Origin of the sequence: Pseudomonas sp. dw_358 (assembly GCF_018449655.1) — a bacterium.
Classification (GTDB): Bacteria; Pseudomonadota; Gammaproteobacteria; order Pseudomonadales; family Pseudomonadaceae; genus Aquipseudomonas.
Genome location: NZ_JAAVUX010000012.1, coordinates 59,582 through 74,370, shown reverse-complemented (window position 1 = coordinate 74,370; position 14,789 = coordinate 59,582). Strand labels below are relative to the sequence as shown.

General features: G+C 62.8%; 12 protein-coding genes. 6 read left to right on the top strand and 6 right to left on the bottom strand.

Annotation, left to right across the window (positions count from 1 at the left end):
• Positions 1-43: 43 nt before the first annotated feature.
• The 3 genes from HB675_RS17670 to HB675_RS17660 form a co-directional block, all read right to left on the bottom strand.
• Positions 44-1,138: a Gfo/Idh/MocA family oxidoreductase gene (locus HB675_RS17670; RefSeq protein WP_213879858.1), complete on the bottom strand. Its 1,095-nt coding sequence runs from the start codon at positions 1,136-1,138 to the stop codon at positions 44-46.
• 82 nt (positions 1,139-1,220) lie between these two features.
• Positions 1,221-2,420 (bottom strand): catalase family protein, encoded by a 1,200-nt coding sequence (locus HB675_RS17665; RefSeq protein WP_213879856.1) that lies wholly within the window; start codon positions 2,418-2,420, stop codon positions 1,221-1,223.
• Complete coding sequence (locus tag HB675_RS17660) at positions 2,417-4,225, bottom strand: di-heme-cytochrome C peroxidase (protein ID WP_213879854.1); 1,809 nt, start codon at positions 4,223-4,225, stop codon at positions 2,417-2,419. Before HB675_RS17660 ends, HB675_RS17665 begins: the two co-directional genes overlap by 4 nt.
• Before the next feature lie 198 nt (positions 4,226-4,423).
• Here HB675_RS17660 and pcaQ point away from each other — a divergent pair, with 198 nt between their 5' ends.
• The 5 genes from pcaQ to HB675_RS17635 all read left to right on the top strand — a co-directional run bounded on the left by pcaQ (position 4,424) and on the right by HB675_RS17635 (position 7,831).
• Positions 4,424-5,347: a pca operon transcription factor PcaQ gene (pcaQ, locus tag HB675_RS17655; RefSeq protein ID WP_213879852.1), complete on the top strand. Its 924-nt coding sequence runs from the start codon at positions 4,424-4,426 to the stop codon at positions 5,345-5,347.
• A gap of 188 nt (positions 5,348-5,535) precedes the next feature.
• A complete protein-coding gene (locus HB675_RS17650; RefSeq protein WP_213879851.1) occupies positions 5,536-6,309 on the top strand; it encodes an FKBP-type peptidyl-prolyl cis-trans isomerase in 774 nt (257 codons plus the stop codon).
• Positions 6,310-6,555: 246 nt separating this feature from the next.
• Positions 6,556-7,002: a YkvA family protein gene (locus HB675_RS17645; protein WP_213879848.1), complete on the top strand. Its 447-nt coding sequence runs from the start codon at positions 6,556-6,558 to the stop codon at positions 7,000-7,002.
• A 122-nt stretch (positions 7,003-7,124) separates the two neighbouring features.
• Positions 7,125-7,463, top strand: a complete 339-nt coding sequence (locus HB675_RS17640; protein ID WP_213879846.1) for a helix-turn-helix transcriptional regulator — start codon at positions 7,125-7,127, stop codon at positions 7,461-7,463.
• Positions 7,460-7,831 carry a hypothetical protein gene (locus HB675_RS17635; protein ID WP_213879844.1) on the top strand — a complete coding sequence of 124 codons (372 nt, stop codon included), beginning with the start codon at positions 7,460-7,462 and terminating at the stop codon, positions 7,829-7,831. The genes HB675_RS17640 and HB675_RS17635 overlap by 4 nt, the downstream gene beginning before the upstream one ends.
• Positions 7,832-7,944: 113 nt before the next feature.
• Here HB675_RS17635 and HB675_RS17630 read toward each other — a convergent pair whose 3' ends face one another.
• Positions 7,945-10,023 carry a carboxy terminal-processing peptidase gene (locus HB675_RS17630; protein WP_213880011.1) on the bottom strand — a complete coding sequence of 693 codons (2,079 nt, stop codon included), beginning with the start codon at positions 10,021-10,023 and terminating at the stop codon, positions 7,945-7,947.
• A 137-nt stretch (positions 10,024-10,160) separates the two neighbouring features.
• Here HB675_RS17630 and HB675_RS17625 point away from each other — a divergent pair, with 137 nt between their 5' ends.
• The gene (locus HB675_RS17625; RefSeq protein ID WP_213879842.1) at positions 10,161-11,123 is read left to right on the top strand and encodes a zinc-binding dehydrogenase; all 963 of its coding nucleotides are present in this window, start codon (positions 10,161-10,163) and stop codon (positions 11,121-11,123) included.
• Positions 11,124-11,221: 98 nt separating this feature from the next.
• On the opposite strand, the gene HB675_RS17620 is transcribed toward HB675_RS17625, so the two are convergent.
• Positions 11,222-12,589: an HlyD family type I secretion periplasmic adaptor subunit gene (locus HB675_RS17620; RefSeq protein WP_213879840.1), complete on the bottom strand. Its 1,368-nt coding sequence runs from the start codon at positions 12,587-12,589 to the stop codon at positions 11,222-11,224.
• 6 nt (positions 12,590-12,595) lie between these two features.
• On the bottom strand, positions 12,596-14,776 hold the full coding sequence (locus HB675_RS17615; RefSeq protein WP_213879838.1) for a type I secretion system permease/ATPase: 2,181 nt from the start codon (positions 14,774-14,776) through the stop codon (positions 12,596-12,598).
• Positions 14,777-14,789: the final 13 nt, after the last annotated feature.

The following is a 14,789-nucleotide window of genomic DNA, read 5'->3' as shown; positions in this document are numbered from 1 at the left end:
CACTAAAAAAGCGACCTCAGGGTCGCTTTTTTTTGTCTGCGATTCAGCGCAGTTCCTCCAGTTTCACCCAGCGGTGTTCCAGGGCGGCCTGACGTATGGCGGTGGTGATGCGTTCCACCTGCCACGCATCCTCGAAATCGCTGCCCGCCTTGCCGCCCCCCGTCAACGCCATGATCAGTTCGTGCACCTCCAGGGTCTTGAGCTCGTTGTAGCCCAATTGATGACCGGGTGCCGGGCTGAACGCGGCATAACCCGGCAGATCAGGGCCTGCCAACAGGCGCTGGAAGCCTTCCTGGCCGCGACGATAAAGGCGCAGTTCGTTCAGGCGTTCCTGGTCGAATGACACGGTGCCCAAGGTCCCGCTGATTTCGAAGCTTAAATGGTTCTTGTAGCCGTGCTTGAGCCAGCTGGTACTGATGGCGCCGCTGGCGCCGTTGGCAAAACGCAGCAAGGCGCTGGCCAGATCGTCCACTTCGATGGCCCGGCCCTCGCGTTCGGTATGGACCGTGCGCAGGTCGGCGCACACGGCCTCGACTTCGCCCAGCAGGTGACGAGCCATGCCCAGCAGGTGGCTGCCCAGGTCGGCCAAGGCACCACCGGCCTGCGAAGGATCGCAGCGCCAGGAGAAGGGTGCCTTGGGATCGGCCATGAAGTCTTCGCTGAACTCCCCCTGGAAAGCGAGGATCTGGCCCAGCTCCCCGGCCTGGATCATCTGGCGCAAGTGTTCGATCATCGGGTTGTGCTGATAGTTGAAGCCGACCCGGGTCACCACGCCGGCCGACTGTGCCGCGCGGTGCAGTCGCCCGGCTTGCTCAAGGCTCACCGCCAGCGGTTTTTCGCAGTACACCGCCTTGCCCGCTTCCAGTGCCGCCAGGGCCATGGGGCAATGCAGGGCATTGGGGGTGGTGATGGCCACCACGTCGATGCGCGGATCGGCGATCAGCGCCTGCCAGTCACAGGCAGTGTCGAAGCCCCAGGCGGTGGCGCAGTGTTCGGCGCGCACCGGGTCACTGTCGGCCAACGCCACAAGGCGCAATGCCACAGGCAGCTCGAATACTGCGCTGACCTGACGAAAGGCCAGGGCGTGAGCGCGGCCCATGAAGCCTGTGCCGATCAAGCCGATTCCAAGGGTTTGCATAGTGGGTGCCCTCTCATTGTTGTTGTATGAGGGTTCTTTCTAGAATAAAAATTGATAATAAGCAAATTATAGAATTTAAATACTATTGTGCAACAGGTCGGTTCGGCTCTACAGCTCCATTGCGCGCGTGACGATAAGCGCTGACTGCGTCGTATACTGCCCGACGCAAACGATTGATGCCGCCGATCGGTCGGTGGGCCTCGATGCCGTGCCAGGGGCTGAAGGACAGGTTGTCACACATCAGGTTCTGCTCGGGTGTGTCGAAGTCCTGGGCGGGAATACGCAGTCGGGCCACCGTTTCGAAGGGCGCGTCGCTTTCTTTCCACTCCACGCTGGTGTCCTCGATCGGCATGTAGCGCGCCGGGTTCTGCCGCTGAATCTGCAGCACAAAGCAGGCCGGCACGCGGTCGGCCGAGAGCTGCTGGTACAGTGCGCTGCGCAAGAAATTGGGCAACTCACGGTTGGGTTTGGCCAGCGTATAAGCCGGGCAACTGTGCGGGTCCGGCCGCACGCGAAACTTGGCATTGGCCGTACCGAGCTTATAGGGCGACACCGAGTAATAGGTGGCCCGGGTCGGGCTGGCCGGTGCATCGGCCAGCGTGGCCTGGGCGATCAGCAGGTGTCGCACCTGCCAGGACCTCGGGTCCCAGCTCGGGAAGAAGGCCATTACCGTCTTGCCCTGAGCCTGCGCTGCGATGTTCTGCCGGTACTCGGCCACGTCGCTGACAAAGAAATTGGCATGGTTGAACATCACGAAGTCCTGTTCGTGACGGGCCTGCTGGCTGTCGATCAGCTGTCTGCCCGCCACGCCGAGCAGTTTGATGGCCATGCCCCGGGCGTCTTGCAAGTTATCGAACTGCGGATAGGCATTGCCATTGGACAGGCGAATCCACGCTTGCCATCGCTTGCCCGGCTCGCTGAACACCCCTTGGCGCAACTCGGCGGGCAGGCCATCGAGCACGCTGACCTCGGCCTGTACGCAGCCATGGGCCTTGGCATGGGCGTCGCGCAGGTAGCGAGTGGCTTCGCGGTGCTGGTCGACCACGCGGATGGCGGTCTGGATGATGTCTTGGGTCATGCCGGCCTCGCCCGCCGGGATCTGTTCTTCGCTGGAAACCGGGCCGGAGAACAGGTAGGCATACCAAGCCGTCATCCCCAGCCAGCCGAGGCCGGCCAACAGTGCACCCATCGCGATGCTCTTGAGCAAGAAGCGGCCCAGCCATGCCCACAGGCGTGCGATGCGGCCGGGCTGGCGACGATTGAACAGGCGACGTTCGATCATGGCAATTGACCCTCCAGTGGGCCGCCCAGCACTTTCAGGTACTCCAGCAGCGCCCAGCGCTCCTGGGGTTGCAGCAGCCGCCCGATCACGCCGCGTCCTCGGGGGCCGTCGCGGAATTCGTGGCCGCTGTTGTGGTTGCCGGTGATGCGCGTGTCGTAGAGAAAACCACCCTTGAAGGGCTCGGTGCGGTAGCCGAGGTGTTGCGGATCATAGTCCAGGCTGCCGCGATAGAAGCGGGCGGCCCTTTCATCCTGAGGCGACAGCAACTGATAGATCGTCGGCACCGAACCGTTGTGCAGGAAGGGCGGTGTCGCCCATATTCCGTCCAGCGGGCGGGCCTTGTAGGCGCGCAGTTGCTGGACACCGATGGGCAGATTGAAACCGTTCATTTCACCGCGCTCGGCTGGCGCGATGCCGGCCTCGCGGTACGCACGGTCTTCGACAAAGGCGGTGACGTAGGCCAGGCCGGTGGCCACGCTGACCTGCTTGAGGTCCAGCGGGCCGAGGGGCGGGGTGAACTCGATGCCGAGCCTGTCGAGTTCGGCCGGGTCCCACTTCAGCGCGCTGACATCGAAGCGCTGATCGGCGATGTTGTCCGCCGAGGTGGGGTCGGTACCGATGTATTCGGTGGGCAGCATGTGCAGCTGCACCACGGGCCAGCCGCTGCGGTTGTCCATGGCGGGCACGTGGCAGGCCGCACAGTTTTCCTTGAACAAGGTCCGTCCTTGAGCGGCGCGTTGCAGATCGACGTTGCCCAGCAAGTCTTCGGGCCAGGCGGGCGGTTTGAGTCGTTGCAGGGTTTGTTCGATCAGGTGCAGATCGCGAATGCGCACGCTGGACGGATAGCGATCGACACCGCTCAGGGGCTGCCCGTGGTCGTCGAAGAAGCTCAGGGTGGCGCCCACGCCCAGGGATTCGCCGACATTGCGGGCCATGGGTTGGCGGGCGGAGCCGTTCCATTGCACCCAGTCGAATGTCCAGATGTCCCAGAGCTGGGGGTAATCCACCGGGGCATTGCCGACTCTGTAGTTGGCGGGTGAAATGGCGTCGCCGAAGGTGGCGTTGGCGATTCGGCCGAAAGCATCGGTGCGGCCCGGGCCCTCCTGGGTGGGGTAGAGGCCCAGGTGGGTATCGTTCCAGGCGGCATGGATGAAGGTGTCCAGCGAGGCCTTGAACGCTCGGCGCAGGGTGTCGTATTCGGCGGCTTGATAATTATCCCCCAGCACGCGACGCGCGAAGCGCTTGAACTTCCAGGGCAGGTAGTAAGTGGCTGCCATGCTCGACACCAGCGCCTGACCAAAACTGCCGCCGCGCAAGGTAGGCACGCTGGAGGGCAGCACGTGCTGCGCCGAGCCGCCATCGATACGCACGGCGCGACCGGCATAGCGCAGCTCGCCGGTATGGCAGGCCGCACAGGTGATATCCAGGTACTGGGCCGAGTCGCCGGCATTGCTGTGGCGGGTAAAGCCGACTGGAAGGTTGCCAGGGTTGAGCACCGTGGCGTGTTGCGCCGGGTCCAGCAGAAAGCCGAAGCGGGCCATGTGCTCAGGGGCCGCGAAGCGGGCCTGGGAAAACGGCAGTTCCAAGGCGGTGAACCAATCATAGTGCAGGCCTTTGACCTGGGTGCCCTGAGGGGTGAAGTAATACGCTTGGCGGTCGGCGTCGCTCCACTGCTCCAGGTACTGCACGCGGCTGGGTGGGTGATAGTCGGGCAGATTCGGGTTGGCGACGTAATACACCACCACGGCCAGCAACAGCAGGGCGACGAGCACCAGCACTGAAAAAACTCGGGAGATTACGCGCACGGGTCACATCCTTGTAGGCGAATCGAGATTTATGCCTGACCCCGAGGGATGATAGCAAGTAGCTATATCCCTTTTCTTTGTAGGAAAATTCTGAAAAGCATAGCGCCCACTTCACGTGCACACATGAATGGTGGTGGCGGCGACGGGATCCTGGCTGGCTGCTACCATGACCCTCCGCTTCAAGCCTGTTCGAACGCCATGAATCTCGATACCCGCATCAAGTTTCGTCACCTGCTGTGCTTTCTCGAAATTGCCCGGCACGGCAGCTTCGCCAAGGCCGCCGATGCCGTGTCCATCAGTCAGCCGGCCATCTCGAAAACCCTCAAGGAGCTGGAAGAGCTGCTGGAGACCCGGTTGTTCGAACGGGGCAAGCAAGGGGTCGAACTGACAGCCTCCGGCGTGCGCTTCATGCGCTATGCCGGGCCTTGTGTGCAGGCTTTGCGCGACGGTGTAAGGACCTTGCGGGTGGAAGAGCACGAGGCGCCGCAGGTGCGGGTCGGTGTGCTGTCGACGGTGGAAAGCGAACTCATGCCCCGGGTGCTCAACCAGCTGCATGCTCGTCACGCGGCGCTGGTGGTCAGCGTTGCCACCGGCCCCAGCGCTTATCTGCTGTCGCAGTTGCATGTCGGCGAGCTGGACGTGGTCGTCGGGCGCATGACCGACAGCCCGCAGATTCAAGGGCTGTTGTTCGAGCACCTGTACAGCGAATCGATGACCCTGGTGGTGCGCCCCGGCCATCCGTTGCTGGCCACCCCCCTCACGGACCGTGCGCGGGTCGGGGATCACCCACTGGTGCTGCCGCTGGCCGGCACCACCATTCGCAAGCATGCCGACAGCCTCTTCGTGCAATGCGGCATCGAGTTGCCCGGCCAGCGCCTGGAAACCCTGTCGCCGACCCTCAGTCGCCGTTATGTGCTCAGCAGCAATGCCATCTGGGTCGCGCCACGGGATGCGGTGCGTCTGGAAATCACCCTCAAGGAGTTGTTCGAGCTGGATCTGGGGGTGACCGAGCCTGGAGGCTCGGTGGGCATCTGCAGTAACGCAGCGGTGCCGCTGACCTTGCCGGCACAATGGCTGTGCGAAGTGGTGCGCGAGGTCGCCAAAAGCTATCGCGCGGTCTAGGCACCGTCAGATTTTCGCTGGGTTGTGTAAGGTTTGCGTAAGGACGGCGTGCCACCAGGTTAATCCCTTTGCTGGCCTGAACTTATCTACCTTTTTCCGCTCTCATGCCGGTAGCCATTGGTCGGGGCCGCTGCTAAGCTCGCGGCTTTAATTGATTTGCCCTTATGGCGCATGAACAAGGAAATAGCATGAAACAGCATCGGTTGGCGGCGGCGATTGCCCTGGTAAGTTTGGTCCTTGCGGGTTGCGATCAGCACTCCAGCGTTGAGCTGAAAACCCCAGCCCAGAAAGCCTCCTACGGTATCGGCCTGAACATGGGCAAAAGCCTGGCTCAAGAAGGCATGGACGATCTCGACTCCAAGGCCGTAGCCGAAGGTATCGAAGACGCCGTCGGCAAGAAACCGCAGAAACTCAAGGACGACGAACTGGTCGCCGCGTTTGCCGACCTGCAGAAACGTTCCGAAGAGCGCATGGCCAAGGCCAGCGCCGACGCTGAAGCGGCGGGCAAGAAGTTCCTGGCTGAAAACGCCAAGAAAGATGGCGTAGTGACCACTGCTTCCGGCCTGCAATACCAGATCATCAAGAAAGCCGACGGCCCGCAGCCCAAGCCGACTGATGTCGTGACTGTTCACTACGAAGGCAAGCTGATCGACGGCAAGGTCTTCGACAGCTCCATCGAGCGCGGGAGCCCGATCGACCTGCCGGTCAGCGGCGTGATCCCGGGTTGGGTTGAAGGTCTGCAGTTGATGCACGTCGGCGAGAAGGTCAAGCTGTTCATCCCGGCCAACCTGGCCTACGGTGCCCAGAGCCCGAGCCCGACCATTCCGGCCAACTCGGTGCTGGTGTTCGACCTGGAGCTGATCGCGATCAAGGATCCGGCCAAGGCTGACGCCGCTGCTCCTGCCAAGGCTGATGCCGCTGGCGGTGATGAAGATGAAGAAGGCGCAACACCGGCCAAGTAATCCCGCCGGTTAAACCCGCTTTGACAAACGCCCCGTTTCGACGGGGCGTTTTTATTGGGGTAACCGTGACGCGGTGACAGGTCCAGAACCTTCCACCACCCCCACAGTCCCATCCAAATGGATCAAATAACGCCCGATTCAACCCCAACCCTTGTAACAAGGGCATGACAGGCCGGCCCATGACCGTCTGTTCACATGTTTATCCACAATAAATGTGGATAACCCTGGTGTCTGCGTGGAGAGTCTATGAAAGTACCTCGAGGTTTTGCCCGGTTTGTCCCCTTGGCAGAGGGGCTGCTGCGGCGCGGCCGATTGCCTGCGCTGATTTTCGCGGTCACACGCAAGAGCAAGCATTACCGCCTTGGCGCCCTCAAGCAAGACGTACAACTGTTACAGGCGCTGTGCATGGCCTATTGGCGGGGCGAGTACCGCGCCATCAGTGGCAAATCGATGGTTTCAGTGGTGGCCGGACTGCTGTATTTCGTCAGCCCCATCGATCTGATTCCTGACTGGATACTGGGCGTCGGCATGCTCGACGACATCGCCGTGCTGACCTGGGTCATGAAGACCCTCAGCCAGGAGCTGGAGGCTTTTCGTACCTGGCGCGAGGCCCAGAGCCCCGAGCACCTGCAAGTGGTCGAGCGGCTGCCCCAAAGCCGCGGCGACCTGGATCTGGAGCAGCGCCAACGCTGATCACGCCGTGCTGTTGCGATCAAATGGCAAATAGCCGCCCCCTGAAGCTGTAACGGCTGGTAATATATTCGCTCCAGCGATTATGCCACCGCTCAGATTCCGTAATCCTGCAGGGGGTTTCCATGGATATTCAGGTCATCAGCCGCGACGGCCAGCCGGAGTACGCCGTCGTCCCGTGGGAGCGCTATCAGGCGTTGTTGGCGGCGGCCGGCGTGGCTGCAGAGCCCGTCGTCGCACCCGCCCCGCAGCTTGCCGCCACTCCTGCGGAGCTGCCACCACTGAGCGACTTGCGCCGTCTGCGCGAAGCCAAGGGCCTGGTGGTCGAGAGCCTGGCGCGCACCGTGGGTATCAGCCCTTCCTACCTCACAATGATCGAGAGCGGCGCGCGCGAGCCCGACGCTGCCATTCGCCGCAGTCTGGCATGGGAGTTGGGGGTACCGGGCTGGGGAGACAGGCTATGAGCGTGCGCATCAGCCGACAGCAATGGGATGGTTTGCTCGCCGAGCTGGACCACGCTCGACGCCAGCGCCACCTGCTGACCTACCGTGCACTGCTCGAGCGCCTGCAACTGCCGACCCCCGCCATGCAGACCCTGACGGCGGCCCTGGAACATCTGGCGGTGCTGGATGCCCGAGCCGAGCAACCCTTGCGCAGCTCGTTGGTGATCAGCCAAGGCGCCAGTCGCCTGCCGCGTACCGGCTTCTTTGAATGTGTGGAGCGCCTGGGGCGCTTCTCCGGGCCGTCGGATGGGGTGGCGGCAGCGTCGTGGCATGCCTCGGAGGTGGTGCGGGTGTTCGAGTACGCTTATCCCGAGCAGTGCGCTTCTTGATGAAAGATTTTTTACACGCGCCCATCGCCTGACGGCCATCGCGGACTGACAGAAAGCCACAAAAAAGGGCTGGCACCCGAAGGTCCAGCCCTTTTCCATTGCGGTCAAAGCCGTTATTGCTTGTCCGCCGCCGGATTCTGCTTGAGGTAGTCGAGCAGAATGCGGCCGGTTTCAGCCAGGTACGCATCGTCTTCCGGTTTGGTCTTGTCCGGTTCGGCCATGGCGTCCTCGTCTTCCTTTTTCATCTCCTTGAGCGGTTCCTGGCCCTTGGCTTTGCGCTTGGCGTTTTCGATGGCCAGTTGCTTGGCTTCGATATCGGCGTGCTGGGCACGACGCTCGGCTTCGTTGAGGCTGACGGTCTTCTCGTTCAGGAGGCTGTCGGCCAGTGCCAGGCGGTCGCGGATGTAGATGAAGTCCGGGTCCTTGAGCACGCGTGCATCATGATCGGCCTTGAGCTTGTCCAGGTAAGGCTTGAACGGATCGGTGGCGGGCTTGATCGAGGGCTTGATGGTGTCCCACGGCATGGACTCGGGCAGCGCGCTTTCACCGATTTCCTTGGTGTCGATGATCGACGGGAAGGCGACGTCCGGCAGCACGCCCTGGTGCTGAGTGCTCTGGCCAGAGACGCGGTAGAACTTGGCCAGGGTCAGCTTCAGTTCGCCATGGTTGAGCGGCTGGATGGTCTGCACGGTGCCTTTGCCGAAGGTCTGGCCACCAATGATCAGCGCGCGGTGGTAGTCCTGCATGGCACCGGCAAAAATCTCCGAAGCCGAGGCCGAGAGACGGTTGACCAGCAACGCCAGGGGCCCTTTGTAGAAGGCCCCCGGGTTTTCGTCTTCAAGCACATCGACCTTGCCGTCGGCGTTGCGCACCAGCACGGTCGGACCTTTGTCGATGAACAGGCTGGTCAGCTCGGTGGCTTCCTGCAGCGAGCCGCCGCCGTTGTTGCGCAGGTCGATGACGATGCCATCGACTTTCTCGGCCTGCAGCTCGGTGATCAGCTTCTTCACATCGCGGGTGGTGGACTTGTAGTCCGGGTCGCCCGCGCGGAAGGCCTTGAAGTCGAGGTAGAAGGCCGGCACGTCGATGACGCCGAGTTTGTATTCCTTGCCGTCTTCCTTGAGGTGCAGGATGGATTTCTTCGCCGCCTGCTCTTCAAGCTTGACCGCTTCGCGAGTGATGGAAACGATCTTGCTGGTCTGGTCGTTCGGCGCATTGGTATGCGGGATCACGTCCAGGCGCACCACGGAGCCCTTGGCGCCACGGATCAGCTTGACCACTTCGTCCAGGCGCCAGCCCACCACGTCGACCATTTCCTTGTCGCCCTGGGCAACGCCGATGATCTTGTCGGCCGGGGCCAGCTGCTTGGTCTTGTCAGCCGGGCCTGCCGGTACCAGACGGACGATCTTGACTTGATCGTTGTCGCTTTGCAGAACGGCACCGATGCCTTCCAGCGACAAGCTCATGTTGATGTCGAAGTTTTCCGCGTTGTCGGGTGACAGGTAGTTGGTGTGCGGGTCATAGGACATGGCGAAATTGTTCATGTACGCCTGGAAGATGTCCTCGCTGCGAGTCTGGTCCAGGCGCGCCAACTGGTTCTTGTAGCGCTTGGTCAGGGTGTCCTGGATCTGCTTGTTGTCCTTGCCGGCAATTTTCATGCGCAGCACTTCATCCATCACACGCTTGCGCCACAGGTCGTCGAGCTCGGCGTCGTTCTTCGGCCACGGTGCGTCCTTGCGGTCGATCAGCAAGGTTTCGTGGGTGGTGAAGTCCATCTTGTCGACGCCCTTGTCGAGCATCGCGATGGAGAAATCGAGCTGGTTCTTGACCCGGTCAAGGTAGCGTTTGTAGATGACGAAGCCCGCGTTCAGGTCGCCGGCCTTGAGGAAGTCGTCGAACTGCGATTTCCACTTGTCGAACTCGGTGATGTCGCTGGCCAGGAAGTAACTGTGCGACGGATCGAGGAGCTTGATGTAGGCGTCGTAGATGATCACCGAGCGCTCGTGGTTGAGCGGCGGCTTGCTGTAGTGATGGCGTTTGAGCAGCTCGACTATGTTCAGGCTGGCAATCACCTCGTCACGGTCAGGCTGAAGGTTATCCCAGCTATTGGCCGCAAAGGTGCTGGCCGACATCGCCAATGAACCAAGGCCAATGCAGAGTGCAAGTGCGGTGCTGGGGAAGAAGTGCTTCATGCTGATTCGACGTGGGGGCAATTGATCACGCATATTAGGCCGTCTTTGAAGTCGCCGGTTCCGATGAATCCGGCCGCATAATGCAAAAGCCCGTAGCGTGGCTGCGGGCTCAGTCCTGAACTAACTATGGAGGCACTGTGAAGGCATTGCAAGGCGTTGAAGGTCATGTGGAGTGGGTAGAGGAGCCAAGTCCGCTCTGTGATGTAGGTCAAGTGAAGATTCGCATCGCGGCGGCCGGCCTCAATCGTGCCGATCTGTTGCAACGCGCCGGTTTGTATCCGCCGCCGCCGGGTGCCAGCGAGGTCCTCGGCATGGAATGTTCCGGAGTGATCATCGAGGTGGGCGCCGGTTGCGCCTGGCAGGTCGGTGACCGAGTCTGCGCGCTGTTGGCCGGTGGCGGCATGGCCGAAGAAGTGGTGGTGGACGGCCGTCATGTACTGCCGGTGCCTGAAGGCCTGAGCCTCGTCGAGGCGGCCGGTATCCCCGAGGTGTACGCCACTGTCTGGCTGAAGCTCTTTCAGCTGGCCGCGCTCAAGCCCGGCGAGAAAGTCTTGTTGCATGCCGGAGCCAGTGGCGTCGGCTCGGCGGCTATCCAGTTGTGCAAGGCGTTCGGCAACCCGTGCTGGGTCAGCGTCGGCTCGGCAGAGCGGCTGGCGTACTGTGAAGCGCTGGGAGCCCAGGGTGGGGCGGTGCGCGGTGACGATCTGGCGTCATTGAATGACTTTGCGCCATTCGATGTGATTCTCGACCCGGTGGGTGCGCCGTACACCGAACTCAACCTCAAACTGCTCAACCGCGATGGCCGTCTGGTGTTGATCGGTCTCATGGGCGGCCACACGGCCTCAGTGGACCTGGCGTTGGTGCTGGGCAAGCGTCTGCAAATCCTCGGCTCGACGTTGCGCAGCCGGGATGATCAGTTCAAGGCCGATCTGTTGAGTGATCTGGGTCAGCAGGTATGGCCGCTGTTCGCCGACGGGCGATTGAAACCACAGATTGCCAGGACCTTCCCGATCACTGATGCCGAAGCGGCGTTTGCCGAGCTGGCCGGGAATCGGGTGTCGGGCAAGGTGGTGCTGGTGGTGGATGCAGGGCTGGTCTGACGCCGTGCGACAGGGTGGGAGCAGGTCTTGGCCGTGATGCAGACGACGCGGTCTGGCGGTATTGCGCGGTCATGCCATCGCCGGCCGCCTGCGCAACCTCACCTTTCCCGCAACGCCTCGGTGCGCGCCTTCAACACCGGCTTGAGCAGATAATCCAGCACGCTCTTCTCCCCGGTGATGATGTCCACCGTGGCCGTCATCCCGGGAATGATCACCAGCGGCTTGGCGTCGGTACCCAGGTGATTGCGGTCGGTGCGCACCTGGATCAGGTAAAAACTGTTGCCCTTGTCATCGGTCACGGTGTCGGCACCGATCAACTCCAGTTTCGCCTTGAGGCCACCGTAGATGGTGTAATCGTAGGCACTGAACTTGACCATCGCCGGCTGCCCCGGATGCAGGAAGGCGACGTCCTGGGGGCGCACGCGAGCTTCGATCAGCAGGTTGTCTTCCAGCGGCACGATCTCCACCAGGTCGCTGCCCGGCTGCACCACGCCGCCGATGGTGTTGACCTTCAGGGTCTTGACCACGCCGTGCACCGGCGACGTCACGGTGGTGCGGCTGACGCGGTCGTCGATGGCGATGCTGGTGGCGGTGATCTTCGACAGGTCGGTGCGTTTGTCGTTGAGGTCCTTGGCAGCGCTGGCGCGGAAGGTCTGCTCGGCTTCGTTGACCTTGCTGCGGATTTCCGCGATGGCAGCCTGGGCGCGCGGGATCGCCAAGGAGGTGGCGTCGAGCATGCCCTTGGCTTCCACGGTTTTCTGCTTGAGCCGCAGGATCTCCACCGGCGAGATCGCCCCGGTACCCACCAGCGGCGTGGACATACGGGTCTCTTCCTGCAGCAACGCCAGTGACGAGCTGTACTGACCCTGCTTGGAGCGGTATTCGGCCAGCTCCTGGGTCTTTTGTACCAACTGCTCGTTGAGGGTGTTCTTCTCGCTTTCCAGCTGGCGCTTGCGCGATTCATACAGCGACATTTCGTCCGCGGCCACTTGCGGGGCCTTGGCGCGAATCTCGGCGGAGACCTCGAACGGTGTGCCATCGGACTCGGCCTGCAAGCGCGCTACCTGCGCCGTCAGTGCGTACCGGTCGGCCTCGCTCTCGCCGCGGTTGGAGCGAAAGCGCGTGTCGTCCAGGCGCAGTAACACGTCGCCTTTGTTCACCATCTGCCCTTCATGGACGAAGATCTCGGTGACGATGCCGCCCTCCAGGTTCTGAATCACCTGCACCTTGCTGGAGGGGATGGCCTTGCCTTCGCCCATGGTCACTTCCTGGAGCACCGCGAACTTGGCCCAGATCAGCGCGGCGACCAGCAGAGCGGCGGCAATCCAGACCGTCAGGCGTAAAACCCTGGGGGAGTCCGGCAAGGACGCACTGGCCAGTTCCGGGAGAAACTCGCTTTCGGCGGTCTTGCTGAAGCTGCCCAGGTAGCTGCGTTGGGGTGTTTGTTGCCCAGTGGGTAGGGACATGAGTCGTTACTCCTGAGGCGTCGGTTGCGCGGTTGCATGGCCATTACCGACCCGACCATTGCGCAAGGCCTCGATCACCGCTTCCTTGGGGCCGTCCACCAGCACCCGGCCGTTGTCCAGCACCACCAGACGGTCCACCAGGCTGAGCATGGAGGTGCGGTGGGTGACCAGCAGCAAGGTCTTGCCCGGCACCCAGCTGTGCAGGCGCGCGCGCAAGGCATCTTCGCTGGCGTTGTCCATGTGGCTGGTGGGCTCGTCGAGCAACAGGATCGGCGGCTCGAGCAGCAGTGCCCGGGCCAGCAGGACAGCCTGGCGCTGGCCACCGGAAAGCAGTTGCCCGCGTTCGCCCACCGGGCGATCAAAGCCAAGCGGATGCTGGCGCGCCAGGTCGATCACACCGGTCATCTGCGCGACTTCGAGCATCCGTGAGTCGGAGACGTAGCGCGCCCCCAGGGTGAGGTTGTCGCGCAGGCTGCCGGCCAGCAGCGGCAGGTCGTGGGCGACGTAGCCGATCTGGCTGCGCAGGTCGGCTACGTCCAGCTGGCGCAGGTCCAGACCGTCCAGCAGCAGTTGCCCGCTTTCAGGTTCGTAGAAGCCCATCAACAGGCGCCCCAGGGTGCTCTTGCCCGAACCGCTGCGGCCGATGATGCCCACGCGCTCGCCGGGCTTGAGGCTGAAGCTGACCTGGTCCAGCGCCGGCCCAGCCTGCCCGGCGTAGCGGAAGCTGACCTTGTCGGCGACCACGGCGCCTTCCAGTTGCGTGCGGTCCAGCGGCCGTTGGGCAGGGTCGCGCTCCTGGGGCAGGGCCATCAGGGCGTCGGTGCTGCGCATGGTCAACTGCGCTTGCTGATAGCGGGTGATCAACCCGGCGATCTGCCCCAGGGGCGCGAGCACCCGGCTGCCGAGCATGTAGCTGGCCACCAGCGCACCGACGCTGAGGGTACCGCCGATGATGCTGTAGACGCCGACGACGATGGTCGCCATGCCGCAGAACTGCTGGATGAACAAGGTACCGTTGGAGGCGATGGCCGACAGGTTGCGGGCGTGGGCATCCAGCCGGGTGATCGCGCCGTGGGTACTTTCCCATTTGTACTGGCGCTCGCTTTCGCCGCCGCAGGCCTTGAGGGTTTCCAGGCCACCGAGGGTTTCGATGAGCAGGGCCTGGCGCTCTCCGGCGAGAATCAGGCTGCGCTGCACGGTATCGCGCAGGCGCCGCTGGATCAGCATGGCGAAGCCGATGGTGATGGGGAAGGCCAATAGCGGGATCAGCACCAGCCAGCCGCCGAGCAGGCCGATCACCACCAGCATCAAGGCGGCAAAGGGCAGGTCGATGATGCTGGTCAGGGTGACGGCAGTGAGAAATTCGCGCAGCCCCTGGAAGTCATGAATGCTCTGGGCAAAACCGCCCACGGTGGCGGGGCGTGCCTTCATCGACATGCCGGTGATGCGTTCGAACAAAGTGGCGGAAAGGATCAGATCGGTCTTCTTGCCGGCCTGATCCAGCAAGTGCGAGCGCACCACCCGCAGGATCAGCTCGAAGACCGTGCCCACCAACAGACCGATCGCCAGCATCCATAGCGTCGGCGTCGCCTGGTTGGGCACCACCCGGTCGTAGGTCTGCATGACGAACAGCGGCATCATCAACGCCAGCAGGTTGATCAGCAGGCTGGCCAGAATGGCGTCGCTGTAGAGCCAGCGCGAGAGTTTCAGGGTGTCGCGAAACCAGGCAGTGACCCGGGGCATCAATGGCGTGCGCAGGTCTTCGAGTTCGTGGCGGGGGCGGGCAAACAGCGCGTGGCCGCTGTAGGCCTCGGTCAGTTCCTCGCGGCTGACCCATTGCTCGCCACCGTCTGCCTCGCTGGGCAGGATCAGCGCGCGACCGTCGTCGCCCCAGCGCCGCAGCACGGCACAACGACCGTCGCTCAGAATCAACAGAACCGGCAGGTTGAGCGCGGCAATGGCGCTCAGATCGCGGCGCAGCACCCGGGCCTGGAGACCGGCCCGCGCGGCGGCGCGGGGCAGCAAGTCCAGGCTCAAACGTTGCTCCTTGAGGGGCAGGCCGGCGCTGAGGCCAGCGCGACTGACGTTACATCCGTGTAGCGTGCAGAGAATCAACAGACCATCAAGCAAGGGGTCATCGAAACTCTGGCGGGGGTCTAAGCCACCCGCTGCGTGCAGATTGCTCAAAAAGGATCACTCC

What these genes read in the sequence shown, in the direction of transcription:
- HB675_RS17630 (WP_213880011.1), bottom strand. Translation starts at nt 10,023, where the DNA reads ATGAAGCACTTCTTCCCCAGCACCGCACTTGCACTCTGCATTGGCCTT.
- HB675_RS17665 (WP_213879856.1), bottom strand. Translation starts at nt 2,420, where the DNA reads ATGATCGAACGTCGCCTGTTCAATCGTCGCCAGCCCGGCCGCATCGCA.
- HB675_RS17650 (WP_213879851.1), top strand. Translation starts at nt 5,536, where the DNA reads ATGAAACAGCATCGGTTGGCGGCGGCGATTGCCCTGGTAAGTTTGGTC.
- HB675_RS17635 (WP_213879844.1), top strand. Translation starts at nt 7,460, where the DNA reads ATGAGCGTGCGCATCAGCCGACAGCAATGGGATGGTTTGCTCGCCGAG.
- HB675_RS17620 (WP_213879840.1), bottom strand. Translation starts at nt 12,589, where the DNA reads ATGTCCCTACCCACTGGGCAACAAACACCCCAACGCAGCTACCTGGGC.
- pcaQ (WP_213879852.1), top strand. Translation starts at nt 4,424, where the DNA reads ATGAATCTCGATACCCGCATCAAGTTTCGTCACCTGCTGTGCTTTCTC.
- HB675_RS17670 (WP_213879858.1), bottom strand. Translation starts at nt 1,138, where the DNA reads ATGCAAACCCTTGGAATCGGCTTGATCGGCACAGGCTTCATGGGCCGC.
- HB675_RS17645 (WP_213879848.1), top strand. Translation starts at nt 6,556, where the DNA reads ATGAAAGTACCTCGAGGTTTTGCCCGGTTTGTCCCCTTGGCAGAGGGG.
- HB675_RS17640 (WP_213879846.1), top strand. Translation starts at nt 7,125, where the DNA reads ATGGATATTCAGGTCATCAGCCGCGACGGCCAGCCGGAGTACGCCGTC.